Origin of the sequence: Bradyrhizobium sp. 1(2017) (assembly GCF_011602485.2) — a bacterium.
Taxonomy (GTDB): domain Bacteria; phylum Pseudomonadota; class Alphaproteobacteria; order Rhizobiales; family Xanthobacteraceae; genus Bradyrhizobium.
In genome coordinates, this window is record NZ_CP050022.2 from 7809527 (window position 1) to 7827768 (window position 18242).

The 18242-nt window shown below is 58.5% G+C and carries 23 protein-coding genes and 2 pseudogenes; 9 read left to right on the top strand and 16 right to left on the bottom strand.

The window, feature by feature from the left end; translation table 11 throughout:
* Positions 1–34: 34 nt before the first annotated feature.
* The 7 genes and pseudogenes from otsA to HAP40_RS36980 form a co-directional block, all read right to left on the bottom strand.
* Positions 35–1399: an alpha,alpha-trehalose-phosphate synthase (UDP-forming) gene (gene otsA / locus HAP40_RS36950; RefSeq protein WP_166812033.1), complete on the bottom strand. Its 1365-nt coding sequence runs from the start codon at positions 1397–1399 to the stop codon at positions 35–37.
* Positions 1400–1523: 124 nt separating this feature from the next.
* Entirely contained in the window at positions 1524–1688 is a 165-nt protein-coding gene (locus HAP40_RS36955) for a DUF3309 family protein (RefSeq protein ID WP_166812031.1), read from the bottom strand.
* A 42-nt stretch (positions 1689–1730) separates the two neighbouring features.
* On the bottom strand, positions 1731–2249 hold the full coding sequence (locus HAP40_RS36960) for a sensor histidine kinase (RefSeq protein WP_246741209.1): 519 nt from the start codon (positions 2247–2249) through the stop codon (positions 1731–1733).
* Complete coding sequence (locus HAP40_RS36965; protein ID WP_166812027.1) at positions 2167–2547, bottom strand: hypothetical protein; 381 nt, start codon at positions 2545–2547, stop codon at positions 2167–2169. The genes HAP40_RS36960 and HAP40_RS36965 overlap by 83 nt, the downstream gene beginning before the upstream one ends.
* 89 nt (positions 2548–2636) lie before the next feature.
* On the bottom strand, positions 2637–2993 hold the full coding sequence (locus tag HAP40_RS36970) for a hypothetical protein (protein WP_166812025.1): 357 nt from the start codon (positions 2991–2993) through the stop codon (positions 2637–2639).
* Between the two features lie 45 nt (positions 2994–3038).
* Entirely contained in the window at positions 3039–3194 is a 156-nt protein-coding gene (locus HAP40_RS36975) for a hypothetical protein (RefSeq protein WP_166812023.1), read from the bottom strand.
* 432 nt (positions 3195–3626) lie between these two features.
* Positions 3627–4489, bottom strand: a pseudogene (locus HAP40_RS36980) (transglutaminase family protein).
* Positions 4490–4578: 89 nt separating this feature from the next.
* On the opposite strand from HAP40_RS36980, the gene ppk2 reads away from it, so the two are divergent.
* Positions 4579–5415 carry a polyphosphate kinase 2 gene (gene ppk2 / locus HAP40_RS36985; RefSeq protein WP_349259200.1) on the top strand — a complete coding sequence of 279 codons (837 nt, stop codon included), beginning with the start codon at positions 4579–4581 and terminating at the stop codon, positions 5413–5415.
* Positions 5416–7357: 1942 nt separating this feature from the next.
* Here the strand turns inward: ppk2 and HAP40_RS36990 are convergent.
* Positions 7358–7555: a hypothetical protein gene (locus HAP40_RS36990; RefSeq protein ID WP_014491587.1), complete on the bottom strand. Its 198-nt coding sequence runs from the start codon at positions 7553–7555 to the stop codon at positions 7358–7360.
* Positions 7556–8416: 861 nt separating this feature from the next.
* Complete coding sequence (locus HAP40_RS36995; protein WP_246741208.1) at positions 8417–8779, bottom strand: response regulator; 363 nt, start codon at positions 8777–8779, stop codon at positions 8417–8419.
* 121 nt (positions 8780–8900) lie between these two features.
* Here HAP40_RS36995 and HAP40_RS37000 point away from each other — a divergent pair, with 121 nt between their 5' ends.
* From HAP40_RS37000 to HAP40_RS37015, 4 genes are all read left to right on the top strand, one after another.
* Positions 8901–10160 carry a GAF domain-containing sensor histidine kinase gene (locus HAP40_RS37000; protein ID WP_246741207.1) on the top strand — a complete coding sequence of 420 codons (1260 nt, stop codon included), beginning with the start codon at positions 8901–8903 and terminating at the stop codon, positions 10158–10160.
* A gap of 205 nt (positions 10161–10365) precedes the next feature.
* Entirely contained in the window at positions 10366–10566 is a 201-nt protein-coding gene (locus HAP40_RS37005; RefSeq protein ID WP_166812017.1) for a hypothetical protein, read from the top strand.
* 259 nt (positions 10567–10825) lie between these two features.
* Positions 10826–11062 carry a DUF6894 family protein gene (locus HAP40_RS37010; RefSeq protein WP_166812015.1) on the top strand — a complete coding sequence of 79 codons (237 nt, stop codon included), beginning with the start codon at positions 10826–10828 and terminating at the stop codon, positions 11060–11062.
* 479 nt (positions 11063–11541) lie between these two features.
* Positions 11542–11781, top strand: coding sequence for a DUF6894 family protein (locus HAP40_RS37015; RefSeq protein WP_414645361.1), 240 nt, complete (start codon positions 11542–11544; stop codon positions 11779–11781).
* Between the two features lie 59 nt (positions 11782–11840).
* Here the strand turns inward: HAP40_RS37015 and HAP40_RS37020 are convergent, their stop codons facing one another.
* Positions 11841–12650, bottom strand: a complete 810-nt coding sequence (locus HAP40_RS37020; RefSeq protein WP_166812013.1) for a transglutaminase-like domain-containing protein — start codon at positions 12648–12650, stop codon at positions 11841–11843.
* A gap of 460 nt (positions 12651–13110) precedes the next feature.
* On the opposite strand from HAP40_RS37020, the gene HAP40_RS37025 reads away from it, so the two are divergent.
* On the top strand, positions 13111–14049 hold the full coding sequence (locus HAP40_RS37025; RefSeq protein ID WP_246741206.1) for a zinc-binding metallopeptidase family protein: 939 nt from the start codon (positions 13111–13113) through the stop codon (positions 14047–14049).
* A gap of 313 nt (positions 14050–14362) precedes the next feature.
* On the top strand, positions 14363–14545 hold the full coding sequence (locus HAP40_RS37030) for a hypothetical protein (protein WP_166819209.1): 183 nt from the start codon (positions 14363–14365) through the stop codon (positions 14543–14545).
* A gap of 14 nt (positions 14546–14559) precedes the next feature.
* Here the strand turns inward: HAP40_RS37030 and HAP40_RS37035 are convergent, their stop codons facing one another.
* From HAP40_RS37035 to HAP40_RS37045, 3 genes and pseudogenes are all read right to left on the bottom strand, one after another.
* Positions 14560–14775 (bottom strand): hypothetical protein, encoded by a 216-nt coding sequence (locus HAP40_RS37035; protein WP_014491577.1) that lies wholly within the window; start codon positions 14773–14775, stop codon positions 14560–14562.
* Between the two features lie 55 nt (positions 14776–14830).
* A pseudogene (locus HAP40_RS37040) lies at positions 14831–15074 on the bottom strand (transcriptional regulator).
* A gap of 96 nt (positions 15075–15170) precedes the next feature.
* The gene (locus HAP40_RS37045; protein ID WP_166812009.1) at positions 15171–15380 is read right to left on the bottom strand and encodes a cold-shock protein; all 210 of its coding nucleotides are present in this window, start codon (positions 15378–15380) and stop codon (positions 15171–15173) included.
* A gap of 450 nt (positions 15381–15830) precedes the next feature.
* On the opposite strand from HAP40_RS37045, the gene rpsU reads away from it, so the two are divergent.
* Positions 15831–16109 carry a 30S ribosomal protein S21 gene (rpsU, locus tag HAP40_RS37050; protein WP_166819208.1) on the top strand — a complete coding sequence of 93 codons (279 nt, stop codon included), beginning with the start codon at positions 15831–15833 and terminating at the stop codon, positions 16107–16109.
* A gap of 498 nt (positions 16110–16607) precedes the next feature.
* Here rpsU and HAP40_RS37055 read toward each other — a convergent pair whose 3' ends face one another.
* The 3 genes from HAP40_RS37055 to HAP40_RS37065 all read right to left on the bottom strand — a co-directional run bounded on the left by HAP40_RS37055 (position 16608) and on the right by HAP40_RS37065 (position 17497).
* The gene (locus HAP40_RS37055) at positions 16608–16886 is read right to left on the bottom strand and encodes a DUF1488 domain-containing protein (protein WP_166812007.1); all 279 of its coding nucleotides are present in this window, start codon (positions 16884–16886) and stop codon (positions 16608–16610) included.
* A 61-nt stretch (positions 16887–16947) separates the two neighbouring features.
* Complete coding sequence (locus tag HAP40_RS37060; protein WP_166812005.1) at positions 16948–17244, bottom strand: hypothetical protein; 297 nt, start codon at positions 17242–17244, stop codon at positions 16948–16950.
* Entirely contained in the window at positions 17237–17497 is a 261-nt protein-coding gene (locus HAP40_RS37065) for a hypothetical protein (RefSeq protein ID WP_166812003.1), read from the bottom strand. The genes HAP40_RS37060 and HAP40_RS37065 overlap by 8 nt, the downstream gene beginning before the upstream one ends.
* Positions 17498–17844: 347 nt before the next feature.
* On the opposite strand from HAP40_RS37065, the gene HAP40_RS37070 reads away from it, so the two are divergent.
* Positions 17845–18192 carry a hypothetical protein gene (locus HAP40_RS37070; protein WP_208024960.1) on the top strand — a complete coding sequence of 116 codons (348 nt, stop codon included), beginning with the start codon at positions 17845–17847 and terminating at the stop codon, positions 18190–18192.
* Positions 18193–18242 lie beyond the last annotated feature (50 nt).

The window sequence follows — 18242 nt, forward strand, 5'->3', positions numbered from 1 at the left end:
AACAGCCGCGAAAACACAATCTGCCAAAGTAGTGCTAGTTGCCGAGGGCCCCAAGGAAACTCTCGCGCCACGCCGTAATGCTATTGCGGCGGAGGACCGCCATCATGGCCCGCCAACGTTCGGATCTCTCTTCAAGTGGCATTTCCAGCGCAGTCTTCAATGCTTCGGCGACGGCCTCGGGGTCATACGGGTTGGCGATCACCGCAGCGTCGAGTTCGTAGGCTGCGCCTGCAAAGGGCGAGAGAATGAGCACGCCGGGGTCGTCGGAGATCTGTGCAGCGACATACTCTTTGGCGACCAGGTTCATCCCGTCGCGCAACGGAGTGACAAGAGCCACGCGGCTGAGCCGAAAGAACCCAGCGAGCGAGCGCTGGGAGAAGCTCCTGTTCAGATACTGGATTGGCGCCCAATCGAGTTCCGCGAAGCGTCCGGCCACATCTCCCGCCAGCGCGCCGAGTCTCTGCCTCAGCTCACGATATTCAGGAACCTCGCTGCGCGTCGCGGTGGCGATCTGCAGCAAGCGGACATGGTTGCGGTACGCGGGATAGGCTTCGAGAAAGCGGGCGAATGCTTTGAACCGGTGCTCGAGCCCCTTACTGTAATCCAGCCGGTCCACCCCAATGATAAGCTGGCGCCCCCGGAGACTCTCCTGCAGCCGGCGCGCCGTTCGGGATTTCACAGCGCCACTGGCCATTTCGGCAATGGCTTCAGTATCGATACCGATCGGGAAGGCACCGGCGCGTAGAACCCGATCGAAAGCGTGAACGTGGCCATCGGTCGAAATCTTGCCGCCTGCACGGCGCGAGATGGCGTCATGGAACGCGGTCAAATCCTCCGTTGTCTGGAAGCCGACGAGATCATAGGCGCAGAGTGATTTCAGCAGGTCGTCGCAGTGAGGAAGGGTCGCCATTACCCCCAAAGACGGAAACGGCGTATGCAAGAAGAACCCGATCCGTTGTGTGGTCCTGGCGCGGCGAAGTTCCTCGGCCATGGGGATCAGGTGATAGTCATGCACCCAGACGAGATCACTCGGGTTGAGCAGCGGCGCCAGGGCGTTGGCGAGCAGTGCGTTCACCCGTCGATAGGCGGCCAAGTCGCGGCGGGTAAAGTTCATGAGATCGAGTCGATAGTGGAATAGAGGCCACAGTGCCGCGTTGGAAAAGCCGCTGTAGTAGCCGTCATAATCCGCGCGGCTAAGATCGACGGTGGCGTACGTCACGCCCTCGGTCTCGAAAACATTCGGCTCCGGTGCCGTTTCTCCTAGCCTGCCACTCCACCCAAACCATAATCCTCCAGCCTGATGCAGAGCATCGACGAGGCCGGTCACGAGCCCGCCGCTGCGCTGCGCAGCTTCTCCCGGCAAGGCGACACGGTTGGAGACGACGACCAAGCGGCTCAAGCGGGTTCCCCGGTCCTTTCAGATTACCTTAACCGGGAAATGGTGGTCGTTGCACGGAACATGTCGTCGCCACCGACAAGATCTTCGGGAGAACGCCGGGCCAACGCAGCCCTCACATACAGGATCAAAGCCGACCCAGCAGCAGCAATACGAGGAGGATGACCACGATGGTACCAATGACACCCATGCCACCGTGGCCATAGCCGTAGCCGTAGCCGCCAAAGCGGCCGCTGAAGCCGCCAAGCAGGAAGATGACGAGAACAATGATGATGATAAGTCCGATCGACATTATGCGGCTCCTCGGGCTGGACGTAAGGATCTGACCGTCGCGTCAACTGGTCGCGGCGTTTGGCGAAAGCGGCTGAACGACCGCTGCAGAAAACAGCACGGTAAATCGTGCGCCCTGACCGTCGGCGCCCCGCTCGATCCGCAACTCACCGCCAATCTGATCGATAAATGATCGAACAATTTTCATTCCCAGCCCTCTGCTTGCGCAGGGGTCGAAGCCCTGGGGCAAAGCCGGGCCATCATTGGAGACGGACAGCGCATAGCCATGTTCCGGATCCGGCTCCAGCCTGATGGCGATCTGGCCCTTGCCGTATTTTGCCGCATTCGTGATCAACTCGTTGGCGATGAAGCCGAGCGGAATGGCGGTGACAGCAGGCAGATCGATCTGACTACCTTCGACGCTAACTTTTCCGTTGCAGGTGTCCGACGATGACATCGCAGAAAATTCGCGTCCAAAATCCTGAAGGAATTTCTTGAACTCAATTGTTCTCACGCCCTCGAAGGAATGAACGCGATGGTGGATGCGCGCAATCATCAAGACCCGATTGGCCGCCGCGCTCAATTGTGAGGCCGCTTCGGGATTGATCGAATTGCGGCTCTGCAGCGAAAGCAGGCTGATGGTCGGTCATCTGGAGATCGTTCAACAGCCGATGGTCGGACTCCTCCTTCAATAGTTGCTGTCTGTGGATCAATTCGTCCTTTTGAAGAAGCCGCGCCTCGCTCTTCGCAAGCGCCTTTCGCAATCGAACCGCGATGAGCCGGTAATCCGTCAGCTCCGCAGCAGGCAGGCGTTGTTCCGGATCCTGAAAAATCACGCCCGGAGGTCGGCCCGAACTGCCTGACGCGTCTTCGTCAATCATGACATCGGTCCCCTGATTAGCTCGCAACCGCATTGAGTGCGACGGTCTATGATATAGACCGTCGCACTCGAACAGCGTCACTCGTGCGCTCAATACGGGGCGTAGTATTGGCGGCGATAGGGATACGGGCCGCCGTAGTAGCCTGGCGCGTAGTAGCCCGGTGCATAGCCCCGCCCGTAATAGCCCTCGCCGTAGGCTCCATAGGCAGCGGCTCCAGCCGCAGCACCCAGGATGCCAAGACCGATTGCGGCCCCCGGAGCGCCGTAGTAGCCGCGACGGTAGTGACGTCGGTAGTAGACCTCTGTCACTCCGGATGAAGAAGCGGCTTGCTCTGGAAGACTCGTGCTCGGCGAGATCGGAGCAGCCCCCGAAGGGAGCACCGAGCCGAGCATCGCCGCACCGAAGACCGCGACGGCAACCGCGCCTTTTATTATCTGGTGGTTCATAGTCGTATCCTCTCGAATTTGAAGTACGCCGTTCCTTGATGCGGTTCAACGCGGCAAGAGAACGCCTCTTTTCGGCTGAGGCTCTTTCGCCTCCTCATCCGCCAGCAACTTCAAGAGCACGTCGCGCTCCGCGTCACTGTGCGGCTCTGCAAGACGTTTCTTGAATAAAATGAGGTTCTGTAGGTGAATGTATTCCTCCATGGGTGACCTCGCTGATTGGAGCGAAAGACGACGTTTTTGCGCGGGAGGCACGTTCGATCCATCCGCGCAATGCCTCCGAATTCATGGGATTCTCCGAACTTCCTAAGTCCGGATAGGGCGCTGCGCCTTCGGGCATCGCTTGCATCCCGGGAAATCAAACGCGCAGAACTCCTCGTCTGAAAGCGCGCCTGCCGCCAGTTCGAAGCGGCACCACAACGCGACGGGTTGAAATTTAGCGGGCTGAATGTCGGGCATGATGCTCTTCCCAAGACCAAATGGGAGCAACACGCTCCCACTCACCGATGGATGCCGAGAATGCAGCGGTGATGAGGATATCGTGCCGCAGTGCAGTTCGAGCTTATGGTCAAAGTTGCTCATTCACGACAAATTAATGGACGGGATTTTGCCATCCCGAAGCTCCATTGCGTCGCGCTAGGATGTGACGAGAACTTCTACGGACATCCCGGGGAAGGCACCGGTGCTGCCGACGAAGCTGCCGGATACCGGGATCGTTTGCCGGATGTCGCGCGCGACCGCGACCGGGATCAGATTGAAGCCCCCGAGACTGCGATTGGTCGGGTCGAAAGTGATCCAGCCGGCTCCCGGTACGAAGACCTCCGCCGACGCATGGGTTGATCCCGCACCGGTCGATCCGACGCCGCCTTGTTCTGGATTGTAAAGGTAGCCGGAGACAATCCTGGCTCCGAAGCCGAGCATGCGTGCTGCTTCAGTGAATAAGACCGCGAAATCCCGGCATGATCCCCAACCACGATTCAGGGTTTCTACTGGCGTTTGGGTGCCCTCATCCTCACGGCTCTGATACCGAACAGCCTCGGAAACGCCGACGCTGAGGTCCTTTAGCAGCGACAGCGTGTCAGTCTGGCTGCCTCGAACGAACATTTGTGCCCAGTTTTTCAGGACTCCTGCTCCGTCCGGGAATTGAGGGGAGGACAGGGCGCCGAGATCGGTCCAATCGTCGTCAGAATAGCGGAATGGGTAAGCCATGGCCGAGACCGCGATGTCGAACACCGGCCACGCAACTGCGTCGAGCTGCAGCTCCGCGGTGTTGACGATCACCAGGTTGGAAGCCGCCATCTGAAACGTGGCCGTCGCGATCGTATTGCCGAACACATCGTGCGCCCAGGTCAGGTCCGCATGCGGCGTCACCGTGACGCTGCTCGAAATCAAACGAAGCTCGCGGCTTTCGCGCGGACGAAGCATCAAGCGGTGCGGCAACAGGCGCCATGTTCGTTGAATCGATAGGTCGTCGTGTAAAGAACCTTCAGCGTCGTCAACGGAAAGCTCCGATCGGCGCAGCTACGGCCAGGCCCGTTATCCGGTGGTCCCCTTCGGGAAGTGTGGCCGAGTTGATGAGGCTATGCAAATGTCGCTCCAGATGACCGAAACCCGAGGCGACCAGGAGGAACGCGCCATGAAGAACCGGCCACCGCTTCCGCAAGATTTGAGCCGCCATACATATCACATGCTGCTGGTCCGGCTGCAGATCGAGCTCGTGAAGCTGCAGCGCAGCGTGATTGATCGCCGCCAACGCATCCTTGTCATCGTCGAAGGTCGCGACGCCGCCGGCAAGGATGGCATGATCAAGTCGATTGTCGAACATCTGAGCCCACGCGATACCCGCGTTGTGGCGCTGGGCCCGCCAAGCAACCGGGAACAGTGTTCATGGTACTTCCAGGGACACGTTCCGCACTTGCCCGCGGCGGGAGAAATCGTGCTTTTCAATCGAAGCTGGTACAACCGTGCCGGAGTTGAACGTGTCATGGGCTTTTGCACCAAGGAGGAAACCGAAGAATTCCTGGAGACCGTGCCGGCCTTCGAGGCAATGATCGGGCGTTCGGGGATAACTCTGCTCAAGTACTACCTTGATATTTCGAAACAAGAGCAGAAGCGGCGGCTCGCCGACCGCCAAAGGGATCCCCTGAAGCAGTGGAAGCTGAGTCCCATCGATGCCAAGGCGCAGAAGTATTGGAAGGCCTATTCCGAAGCACGGGACAAGATGCTGGAGCGGACGCACACCGTCACCTCGCCTTGGACCGTGGTCCGGGCTGGTGACAAGGAACATGCGCGGCTCAATGTCATACGCGATGTGCTGTGGCGGCTGAACTATCCGGGAAAGCACCGTCGTCTCCAGAGACCAGATCCGGCGGTCGTTTTTCCCTACGATAAAGCCTGTTATGAGCGTGGCTTGATCGAGGGATAGATGGAGCCCCGTGATGCCTCAGTTCGCATCACTCTTCAGACATAAGCCGTCCCCGACGACTGCCGGACGCGCTCACGATTCTCTGAAGCGACGTGGCTGCAATTATCGCAACGAGCTGGGCGGGCGCCAACACTGCGAAGATCGGCCAGATGCCTCATCGACACGCCACATTGATCGCAGAGCCGTGGCGGCATCTCCGACGCTCTATCAGGAGAGTGGGCGGCATCTCGGTCACTTCTCAATGCTTGAGATTCCGTTGATCCAGCCAAACCAGATGACTGACCGGATTGGGTCTTCCAGAGTGCGAGCTTGGTCAAATTCCAACTTTGGATCTTCAGGGGGAGGGAACTCAAAGCCCCCAAAAAAGTCGTCGCGAACAAATCTGTGGCTATTGGGGATGGTTGGGAAGCGAGTCGTTGAGAGCGGGGAAATCTGCGACATCCTCAACAATGGACTGACCAGAGTTCCGCCGCTGTACCGTTTTGCTCACTCGCCAAGAAGTCCGATGCCAAACCTGCGATGGTGGAGGATCCTCAAAGGTGGCCGGATCATCCATCCGCAGTCCGTGCTCCAGATCGCCCGTTGTCAGCGCCGATACCGGGGGACGCCGGCCTATACGTTGTTGGACCAGTCATCCGGCTTCGTATGCTTGGCTTCTTCTCACCACCCGCTTCTCGGACAGTGGGGCCTGCCGCTCAAGGATGGACGAGCGCGCACTTGGGCTGATCTCATGTTTGATGAGAGCCGCGTTATCGTTGCTGCCATGCAAGGGTTGATGCGGGATGGCGTCCCTAGCTTAGCGGTGCATGATAGCCTAATTTTGCCTGAACAGCATGAGCGCCGGGGAGCAATGGCGTTGATGGCGGCTTTCGGGGGGCATTTCCGCGTGGGCCATATCCCAGCGCAACATATGGCGATGCGCCGATAGCAAACCCAAACATCTGTCAGAGAGTCGTCGCTTGGGACAAAGGAACAAAAACGCCGCCCGCTTAAATAAAGCGCAGGCGGCGGATCACCAGCCCCGGGAGGGTGAGAGTAAAATCCCGATAAAGGTTAGTCCCGACGTGTCGCCCTAAGGTTCATCGGCATCGAGTGGCAACGCCCGAGGTCAAAGATAAAATTCAAGAATCGGCAGGTCGCAGACCGAGCGTATTTGATTGAAGCTGCTTTTCCCTGAGCCATTGGATGATGGCACGTTGAGCTGTGATGATAGCCTCTGCTCGATTGAAGCCGATCCCTGTTTTCGATGACCGACCGGCTCGCTCAAACGACCATTTCCAGCCAGGTGGATTGATCGTTTGGACCACCGTATACTCAATACCCTGATGTTCCATGCACCGTCATCACTCTGCGACGAATCAACACGTAGACAGCGAGAAATGTTGGTTACTCAGCATCGCTTGAAGTCTTCTCTGAACGATCGACTCGAACTTCCCTAAACTCCGCGGGCCCGTCGAGAAGACACTGCTTGCGCATCTGGTGCTCCTGCGAGCTCGCGGGGCTGTCGGCCCTGTCATCCAGCACCGCACCCGCCAAACGAAGGGCTCGCCTTCGTTTGCGGCCCGTCCGACGACCTCTTGCATCCTCGTTCGTCATCAAATTGGACCCTCAAATTGGAGCGCACATGATCGGACACGCCCGCTCGGTCGGCGAAGCTCAGCAACCGCGGCAAATGTTCTTCAGCTTTGCGGCGGTTCGGGCCTCTTCCGCAACGAATGGGTCCTTGTAACCTGACGACGAGGCACTATCGGTTTCGGCGGGCTTCTTGGCCTTTGGCGGAAACGCCGCATCGTAACAGGAGAGGCGGGCACTGGTGCTCTCGATCGCGCTGCAATTCGGTTCCGCTACGGAAGCGGCTAACGCAGATGTGCTTAAGCCCGACGCGAGCAGGAGCGCCGCCGTCCGCATACCGGATCGAGTTCTGCTCATACTGAAGGTCCCGTCACGATCCACCTTTGTTGACCCAAGAAGGACGCTCGCCGGTCCAGATTGGAAGAGCATCCCACTCCGAGCAGCGCATCCGGCGCTCCTCACCTCCGACGCTCACGAAAACAAAAGGCGCATCGTCCCGGCCTGTTTTCGAGCCAACGAAAATTGCCGGAACGCCGTAGGCATCCCTGATGATTGCAGTGTTTGCCACTATCGGCTCCCATGGGGCCCAAACTAGCTCCAGGCATTCGATTTGCATTTTGAACGCATGGTGACTGAACCGCTTGCAGCTACAGAATAGCCACAACCGCAATCAGCAGTGCGAGGAAGACCGGCACCAATAGCGGCGGCACAAGCCACTCACGGATTTCGAATTTGTCGGATTTTGACATCTTACCGCCTTCACTGGGTTGAGGCGGGAGCGCAAAGCTCTCAGTCACCGATAACAGCCACGAAGCGCGCGGTGATGCCCATCCTATAGCAGTCTTCTTACCACCGAGCCAGATCAATCTTGGCCCATTGCTGCCGAAAGTAGATTGGCAGTCGATTGCGTCTCCGGATCGGGCGGGTTCACCTCCAAAAAACGGCGATCACCAACACGACCGGGATAGTCCCGAGTACGATCACGCCTATGCGGAAGCCAATTTCGCCAAGCATTGGGAGCTCCCGCCAAGGCAAGAGTGCAAGCTGTCCTTCTGACCCAGATAGACGCTTTAAGCACGCTGCATGATTGACCATAGTCGAAACCTTCGCAGGCGCCGCGTCGAAATCGAAACACAGCGCCTTCAAACGCCGCCGCCGCCCCGCGAACACTCACGTCGTTCTGCTCGGTTACGCCCCGATGGAACCTTCCATCGGAACGTTACCCGCAGCTCAACGCACCTTGACAGCTCCTTCGATCGAAAGAAACCCAATGTCGAGTAGTCGGTGGGCAAATGCGTATCCCTTGCCGGTTGGAGATGACAACGTCCTGCGCTGGTGCTCGCCGGTGGGCACGCGAACCCCTCGACAGGCGCTTCTACTTCCAGGTACTTCCATCGCTGGTGCGCGTAACGCGACGGGCGGCTGGCCATCATCCGGTGAGAGCATGGAGATGCTGGCCGAGTTGCCCTTGCACATAGGGCTTGGCCAGGAAGCGGGCTCCGGCGGGAAGATCCTCGACGGCAGGTTCTACCTGGCCCGAAGTCACCAGCAGTGCGATCGGAGGCCAACGGTTGCGAACAATGGCCAGAAGTCCCAGGCCGTCCATCGAGCCGGGCATCTGGATATCGGTAAATACGATCGCGACGTCGGCGGTGGTCTCCAAGAGCTCGATTGCATGATCCGCATCGACGGCCTCTACAACCTCAAAGCCCAGCTCGCGCACCATCTCAGCCGCGCTCAGGCGAATGAGAAACTCGTCCTCGACTATCAAAACAAGGAATTTGTGAGCCACCGAATCGGGTACTTTACTCTGGAGGTTGACAGGTAACTGCCTCCGCCTCGCATTGTTCCGAGAACGTTTCACCTCTTCGGGCGTTGGCCTTGGAACCCGAATGCTCCCTGACTATAGTTTAATGATGACCGACCTCAGCGCCGACATCATTGCTGTTCAGCAAATCAACGCTGTTCCGAAGATTTTGGATGCCGTAACCCGAATGACGGGCATGGGCTTTGTAGCGGTCGCCAGAGTGACCAGCGATCGCTGGTTGTGCTGTGCCGTTCGTGACAGCATCGATTTCGGCCTCGTGGAAGGGAGCGAGCTTCGCGTCGAAACGACGATCTGCAATGAGATTCGCGACCATGGCGAACTGGTCGTCATCGATGACGTCGAGACGGATGCCGGATTTTGCAATCACCCCACGGCGCGCATGTATGGTTTCAGAAGCTACATCTCGGCTCCGATCAAGCGTGCGAACGGAGAGATCTGGGGCACGCTCTGCGCGATCGATCCGCGACCGCGAGAAATAGATCGACCTGAGATCGTTGATAGCGTTCGGCTCTTCGGAGAATTGATCGCTGCGCAACTCGATCTCAATGAGCGCTTCGAGCGCTCTCAAGCCGACCTTGCCGCGAGGTCGCAAAGCCTGCTGGCCAGTGAGGTGGGGCGGCAGTCTGCCGAAGCGGATCTGAAAAGCACCCGAGCCGATCTGCTTGACGAACGAAGGACGTCGGAGCTGCGCGAGCAGTTTATCGGCGTCCTGGGACACGACCTCCGCAATCCGCTGGCGTCAATAGCCGGCGGCATGCGCGTTCTCCTCAAAAATGCGAATAGCGAGCGAGCGCCCGACATCGTCGCATCAATCCAGAAATCCGTGATGCGAATGGCGGGTCTGGTGGACAACATCATGGATTTTGCCCGCGGCCGCCTCGGTGGCGGATTGACGATCAGGCCCGACGCAAACGAGCCGCTTACCCCCGTGATCGAGCACGTTGTCAACGAAATGCGTCTGGCGTGGCCAAGCCTTAACATCGAGACCGATATTGCCCTGAACGAGCTGGTTCGATGCGACCGCATCAAGATCAGCCAATTGTTCTCCAATTTACTCGGGAATGCGATCACCTATGGCGACATCGACAAGCCAATCATTGTTTCGGCGAAGACGGGGGATGGAAGATTTACCCTCAGGGTGACAAACTACGGTACGCCGATCTCGAATAAGGCGATGCAAAGCCTGTTTCTGCCTTACACCCGCGGCGATCGTCCCAGCCAGCAAGGTCTAGGTCTCGGCCTCTACATCGCATCCGAGATTGCGCGAGCCCATGACGGGACGCTTGAGGCCGTCTCGAGCGGCAAAGAGACAATTTTTGAGTTCAGTATGCCTGCAACGACTTAGGCCGCTCTTGCGAGTAAGCAAAGTAGATTGAGTATGCATTAGAACGGAGAGCTGCTGTGTGCGGCTTGCGCCAGATTTTTTCGGTCACGTTGATCTTTGTTATGGTTTGAACCTATCTGTTTTGTAGCGTTATGTTCATCGTGAGTCCGTGGCTATCGCCCGGAGCGGATCGCCAGTTGTCGACATCAACTTGGAGATGAACGCCATGCAGAACCGACGTCGTTTCAAACAACAACTCACGTTGCAGGAGCGACTAACAGCGTGGTCCAAAGAGGTTCTTGACCAGGCCGCCAAGCTCCCGCCGGGACCAGAAAGGGATGCGCTGATCAAGAAGGCCCGTCAGGCCGATGTCGCCTGTCACCTGGATGAATGGGCGCATTCGCTGGAATTACAGCCACCGGTCTGATAGTCTTGTCGTCGGAACAATCCATTGACCAAGTCAGGTGATGGTGGTCGATGCCCGATGGCTCGAATTCGATTCTGCGGCGCTTACGGAGGCAGCCTGTCCAAGTTGCCGCTGCTTAGACCCGGATGGCCCCGGAATCTCTGGCAACCAAGTTAGAGCTGGCGTATTGTCTTCCGATCACCGGCCGAGGCTTGTCCCGTAGGCGTCGGTGACTGAGAGACCGAGAGCGCTCCCGCCTGCACGGAACTGGAGTGCTCTTATGGAACGCTATTTCTTTGACATCCAGAGTGGCCGCGAGTTTTTCGCCGACGAGGAAGGACAACGACTGCCCAATCAGAAGGCTGCTGAAGTTGAAGCGATGCAAACGCTGACCGGGATCGCCAGAGAGTCCGTGTTCAAAGGCAGTCGTCCAGATTTGGCGGTGGAAGTGCGCTCGATGACTGAACGGCTTTTCTGCGTATCGATCGTCTATCGAAGTGAGAGCACCAAACATTGAGGCTGCCTGTGAGAACAGACACCTCCATCTCGACTGGGTCTCCCGCTCCAGTTGGAGTACTCGACTAGCCGTGAGGCTGTCCAAAAACATTTCTTCAATCATGTCTGGTCGGAGTGCCTTCGCGCACATATGTTGGGGTCGTCACCGCCCCACCCGAGGCAACCATCGGTGATGAGAACGCCTGTCGCGCTCCCGCCCATTCAAGGGAGAAAGCCGTGCAGGTTCGTAGCGAGTCTCAATCTTCGACATTCGAATACCGTCTCACTCAAGAGGCGATCAATTTGCGCCAGCAGGCTCAAGGAATGCCTGTTTGCGTCCGGCTCGCCGAACTACTTCAGAAGGCCCGGCAGATCGATGTTGCCCTGGAGGTGAACAGGTGGCTCAGTTCTCCGGGACTTCAGCCGCCAATGTAATTTGAAGGCCTGGACCTGCTTTCGGGCCTCTCGCGCTGGCGCAGACATCTTTCCAACAGGGCGCTCATGATGATCCGATATTTCTTCGATATCAGAGACGATCGGGAGCTCTACCCGGACGAAGACGGAATAGAGTTTTCAACGCAACGTGAGGCCGAGATGGAGGCGGCTCACACATTGGCGGGATTGGCCCGCGATTTGGTGGGTCAGGAAGACCGGCCGGACGTTGCTATCGAGGTTCGAACGGAAGCCGGGCACGTATTTCAAGCTGCATTGACCTTCGAGGCCAATAAAGCCGGTCAATAGGGGGTTTGTCGCGGTTCCGCGGGCTCGACATGGACTGTCGCATTGCAGCCCTCTTGCGATCAGCCAACGAGTTGGTCGGTCCAAACCCTGAAACTCAGCAACGTGTTGGGTCCAAATGTCTGGGTGATTGGAACGTCGGCGGCATCGCGGCCCTGCGCGATCAGGACGCGACCGATCCGGGGAATGTTGTTACGTGGATCGAATGTGTACCAGCGACCACCGATATAAGCCTCGAACCAGCCGGCGAAATCGCCGGCGGCATATGGAGGCGCCATGCCGATGTCACCGAGATAGCCGGTGCAGTAGCGCGCAGGAATGTTCATGCAGCGGCAGAACGCCATAGCCAGATGTGCATAGTCCCGGCAAACGCCTTTGCCTTCGTTGAACACTTCCCAGGCGGTCTTGGTCGGGCGGGCGTGCTCGTAGCCGAAAGCGATGTGGTTATGCACGAAGTCGCAGATCGCCTTGACCCGTGCCCAACCGGGCGCGGTCCTCTCGAACAACTTCCACGCCACGTCGGTAAGTCGGTCAGTCTCGACGTACCGACTACCGAGCAAATATACGATGGTGTCCGACGGAAGATCTTCCACTGCATGCTGCTGCGCCGATGGTGCGATCGCGTCGGGTAGACCGCTGTCTCGGACAGTGCCGTCCGCTGTGAGGCGCATGCGGCCGGCGGGCGCGACAAGACGACTACACCAATTCCCGAAACCGTCGCGGTATGGCGTGATCGGCACTGACGGCTCGCTGACAAGATGATCGGGCAGGACAATGTCGGATGCCCGTGTGAAGTGAGTGCCGACAACTGCGATAAGAGGGGTCGGTTGCGGAAAGTCGTAGATCATCTCGAAGCCGACGCGGATCTTCATGGAAGTAGCTCCAAAGAGATGATTGCGATCGTCGCGAAACCCGTTTGGGCATCGTCACCGATGAAGGCTGCGAGCGCTCGGGTGTGAACAGTATGCCATCGCAGTCCCGACCGCCAGCCGTATGCTCGATTGCGTTGAGAACATCCGCCCAGCGCCTGACGGGAACCCGTTCAAACTGAAGGCATTGTTGAAGGAAGATGAAAATCCGATCCGGAGTCGCGCCCATGTCCGTTCAACCGGCGCAAGACTGGCGGGCACAGCCTGTATCCAAGAAGGCCTCCTACCAGGGCGCGTGTCGCACTGTGGGCGAGGCCGATGCTGACATTCTGAGGAAGCGCGCGTTGAAGAGGCAACGTGCGCTGATCGACACCCTCAATGGTCGTGCGCCATCATGAGAGATTTCAAATGTCCTCATTGCGGGCAGCTATCGGCGTTCGAGCTCTCCAAATGCAACGGCTGCATGCAGCCGTTGATCTTCGATCCCGAGAACATGGCAATGATCGGTGCGGAAAGTGCCCTTGTATGCGTCAACCGGAATATCATCGGTTGCAACTGGTGCGCGGTTGCGACGACTCCCTACTGCATGTCCTGCTCCCTGACTCATGTCATTCCCGCCACGCAGAATCCGCGTAACGTAGCCCTTTGGAAGCGCGTGGAGGAAGCCAAGCGCAGGCTGATCTACGACCTGCGACGGCTCCGCGTGCCCATCGTGTTCGCGGGTGGATTTCGTCTGGCATTCGAGATTCTGTCGGACGAGCATGGGCCGGTCATGACCGGTCACGAATCCGGCCTGATAACGCTCAATCTTGCGGAGGCCGACGATGTGCAGCGCGAGATCAGGCGCGTTTCCTTTCGCGAACCCTATCGCACCCTGCTTGGTCACTTTCGACACGAAATAGGGCACTTTTACTGGAATGCCCTGATCTACGAAGCGGGCTTTCGAGCGCCGTTTCGGCTGGTGTTTGGCGACGAGACCGAGAACTACCAAGCTGCGCTTGCCGACTATTATGCCCGTCAAGATTGGTCTTGCGATCCGGCGAGTCACATCAGCATGTATGCGACATCTCATCCCTGGGAAGATTGGGCAGAGACTTTCGCTCACTTCCTGCACATCGTCTCGACCTTGGATTCCCTGGCAGGACTTCCGTTGTCGTTGGACGCGCGCGGGAAGCACACGCTGAACGACCCGTATCTGGAAAGCGATTTCGGTGCGCTCCTTGAGTTATGGACCCCGCTCGCTCTGACGATCAACCGCCTCAACCGCTCACTTGGTCTTGCCGACGCGTACCCGTTCGACATTTCACCCGCAGTCGAGGGCAAGCTACACTTGGTGCATATGGCGATTACCGCCTTCAGGAATCGGCAAGGAAACGCGCACACAACGCAGATGATGTGCTAACTGAATTCCGGTCGAAGCGCTTAGCTCGTGAGCAGCGCCACACCTGGTTGGGATTTTAGCTGAACGTCTGGCAGACGAGCGGCGGCGTGGGCTTCGGTTCGCCACTCGGGAACCTGCGTCCTGCGAAAGCGTTGATAACCATAGGCAGCGTCCGCTTGCCGTCGTTTCGGCAACGCGCTGGGCCCTCGCGAAAGATCTGGCGCGAAGCGGAGCGTTCACGCTTATCCGCTCCCGGGCGAATATCTCTTGGGGCCGCCATGGCGACTATCCGAGCTCCAGACCGGCGCTGATCCAATTTCTGGAGATCAAAATGATGAAAAACGAAGCGAAGGCTGCCCGGCATCTGCGGGAGGCGAACAACGCGTTCAAAGCGGTGCGGACAGAAAAACCAATGACCGATTACGCGAAAGATCAGCAATCCCTGCACGACAATCACGAGCGCCTGAAGGCGGCCCGATTGGCGCGTGAAGCCAAGCCGAAAGACGGCCAGGCATAATCGTCGCTCTCGATTTAGAGCATCGAGAGCACGACGATTCCGTTTTCGAGCTCGCCGGAGGCGAGCCGCGCACGGGCTATATGCTCGAATTCTTTTCGATATTTGTGGAGATAACTGAAGGCCTGCTTGTCAGTCTGAAACGTCGTCGTAAGCCTGCACATCTGTCGTGCTGCGCCAAGCGCAAGCATGAAAGTGATCGTTCCCCCGCCGTCTGCTTTGACTCTAGGCATCCACCCTGCTCGTGTAATTCGGTTTCACGATGATGCCGTGTGATCGCGAGTTCGACTATCGCACCGACCTGTTTTTGCGTTTCGTCGGTGCGGGCGCAGGCAGCGATGCCGCGAAACGCGGTGTCGGCAACTTCCTTGGCCTCACGCAGCTCGCGGAGGCGCGCCATGTTCTTTCGCACCTCGATGGCCTGCCGTTCCGCGTCAGCCAATGCCCGCGCGCCGTCTTCAGCAGCCAATCGCTTGCGGTTCGAGCGCGCGATGCCTTCGGGCGACGGCTCTGCCGATTTCCTGGCCATCATCCTCAACCCGCATTAGGATAAACAAAACCCGCTCCATCCGAAGATCGAGCGGGCAGCGTGCCGTTTCAGTACATCCGTGAAAACGGCGTCGACAAATCAAGCCAGCGAGAGGTTTTCGGCGCTCACTTTGCCGCGCATCTTGTCGGTCTTGACCTCAAAGCTGACCTTTTGGCCCTCGGCGAGACCCGCAAGGCCAGCCCGTTCGACCGCGCTGATATGAACGAACACATCATTGGTGCCGTCGGTCGGTTGGATAAATCCAAAGCCTTTTTGGCCGTTGAACCACTTAACAGTGCCTGTCGTCATTTTCGTTCTCCAAGGCGCACGAGCGCGTACCGCGTGACAATCACGCGATTGCTTCAACTTCGTCGATGTCTTTGGAAAAGGAGCCCGCGGGCGCGTTCAACAAGGCACAGCGGCTAATCGAATTTCTCTGATATATATCATTTTCGGCTTTTTGCAAGGCAACACTCAAAATTGTTTCCGAGAGCGCTGCTACTCGAGCGCGTTTGGGCGAACGTTCCTTTGCGATCGAGGGGCTCCAAACGACGTGTGGGAACGGCTCTATCCATTGACAGCGCGGCTTACAGTAGTCACGTTGCTCTACCGAACTTGATTGCCGTGACGCATAGACCGGCTTGTTCGAGGCCGGCGGAAGAAGACGCCGTCACTCCCATCATCACAATCGCCACGAGACTCCTGCGCAATTGGCTGCATGCAGGAATTGCGCATTCGCAGCCCAGCGAGGAATTTCAATTGCAGGTACTTGTTCGCGACAACAATGTCGACCAGGCCCTTCGTGTTCTGAAGAAGAAGATGCAACGCGAGGGTGTCTTTCGCGAAATGAAGCAGCGGCGCTCATACGAAAAGCCTTCGGAAAGAAAGACGCGCGAAAAATCCGAGGCTATTCGCCGGGCCCGTAAGCTCGCTCGGAAGCAGGCCATCAGGGAAGGTTTGCTGCCGGCGTCCCCCAAGAAGAAGCTTCCAGAGCGCAAGCCGCCGTTGCCGCAGATCGCCGGCAAGGAACGCGCGTAACGGGAATGCCGCGCGTAGAGGAACGTTGTTGCTATAGATTCATTGCCATGGTGGTTGCGCCGGGTTCGACGCAGCGAAAGCCAGGGTCCGTAGCTGCCAAATTCCAGTCGCGGTCTCTAATCCAGGAGATTGAGATGGCGAAGACGGATACGAGTGATCATCGCATTCTGGTCCAACGCGCGCGTGCCGCCCACCTGGCTGGCAAAGCCATAGACGAGAGGGCGGACAATTCTGCGAATGGCGATGATCAAGCGATGCGAAGGCAGCGTTTGATCGAGGGACCATCAGAATTCAGGGCCGCCCGAGTCGATCGTTCAAGAAAGGCTCTTGATCGTTGACTGGCTATCAGTCGCTTACGGGTTCCTTGCGACTTCCGGAACGCGTTGACATTGTCTTGAGCATCGGCCTGTCCGTCTCTGCTCGGCGAGTTATGGGGCGGCGGGGTCAACTTGTTAAGAATTCGCCTAAGCGGCTCCAGTATCACGACGTGGCAAGTTGTTAGGTTCTGAAATCGATGCCACGCAACACGATGCCCCGTGGATCGCCTTCAAGTTCCGTCGCTCGATACTTGCTGGCCGCGCGGGCCTCGATGCGGTCGCGTAGGCGGATGAACTGAGCTTCGCGCTGCTCGGGGCGGACCTGCGGGCCGCGCTCGAGATAGTCCATCGCGGTGGTCGAGATCGCGCAGGGAATTTCCTTACCGCCGTCCTGCATCGAGAACAGTACGATCATCCGGTCATATTCGTGGCCGATGTAGCGACCGCTCGTGAGCGTCATGGTTTCCTCCTTTACGCGATGGTTGCTGGCACGATCGCGCGTGCGGAAAGTTGCTCTGCCGTCAGCCCTCGCCGGAGAGCCGAACGAAGTCGTCGAGCAACGCCGCCACCAGCGCCCGATGCCTCGTATCCTCGGCAGGCAGGCTCGCGGCATAGAGGTTGAGCAGATGCCGCGCCTTGACGGCCGCCTCCGGCCAGGAGGCGGCGGGCACCGTCATCATGCGATGTTCAAGCTCGGCCTCCCGCTCGCGCAATTCCCTGACATGGGCCTCGACCTCGGCCAGCGCGCGGCGCAGATCGGTAGCCTTCTGCGCAGCCATCCCGCGATGCTTGTCGAGATCGACGGGATGGTCAGTCATGGCTCGCATCCGCAGCCTGCGCATTGGCAAGGTCGACCGAGCCGATCGAGAGCATCTCCATGGAGTCGCGAACGCCTTCGGCGGGCACCATGATCATCGTAGCGACGCGTCGATAGGCCGAGAAGGTGAGACCCTCGATTGTCTCTTCATCGGTGACGACCTCGTAGGCGCCGGCGGGCAGCACTCGCTCGATGCCGCGGATTCGGAACGGATGTCTGAACGTGACGGTCTCTCGCCGTGAGCGGATGGTCATGCACGCCTGCCTTTTTTGCAAGAGGGCCCCTGACCGACCGACAGCAACGACCATGCGCTCATCATTGAGCAATAGCCAGCACATTCGTCATTCCCGCGCGCTGACGCCGCAGTGCAGCCTTGCCCGAACTGCGTTTTAGTACTCGCTATTGGTGCCTCGCAGGCGTAGGTTTGTCGCATCACCGCTCTTCTCAACGGCATCGACCGGTGACTGAGGGTCACGTGCGCTCCCGCCGACGGAGTTGCAGGAGCGCTCGATGTCGCGTTTTCGCGCCTCGGAATGGATCGTCCCGCCGGTGATCGTTCCGTTATTCCTTTTGCTTCTGGTGTGTGCTGCGGCCATCCTCAATGGCTAGGGCAAAGCGCGTGCCTTACCTGGTCACGGGAACCAACGAATATGGCAGCGCAAATCTCGGGCGCGGCAGCGCGACCGTTGCACTGCGGCTCGCGCGAAAGCTGCTGCGTGACGGCTACATGGATGTCCGCGTCTGTACGCCGCGCGGGCGCATCCTGCAGTCGGACGAACCGAATGAACTTGAATTCCAACGGGAGATGGACGTCATGGCCAAGGGACAGCAACGCGGCAATCGCGAAGCCAAGAAGCCGAAGAAGGAAAAAGCCAAGGTGATCGCGGCACAGCCCAGCCGGAAAGAGGTCGTCTGGCAGCCGGATTTCGGGTCTGCGAAAAAGAGGTAGGCGGCGCAGTCAAGCGTGAGGCGGACGCTTGACCGCTATTGCGGCGCGAC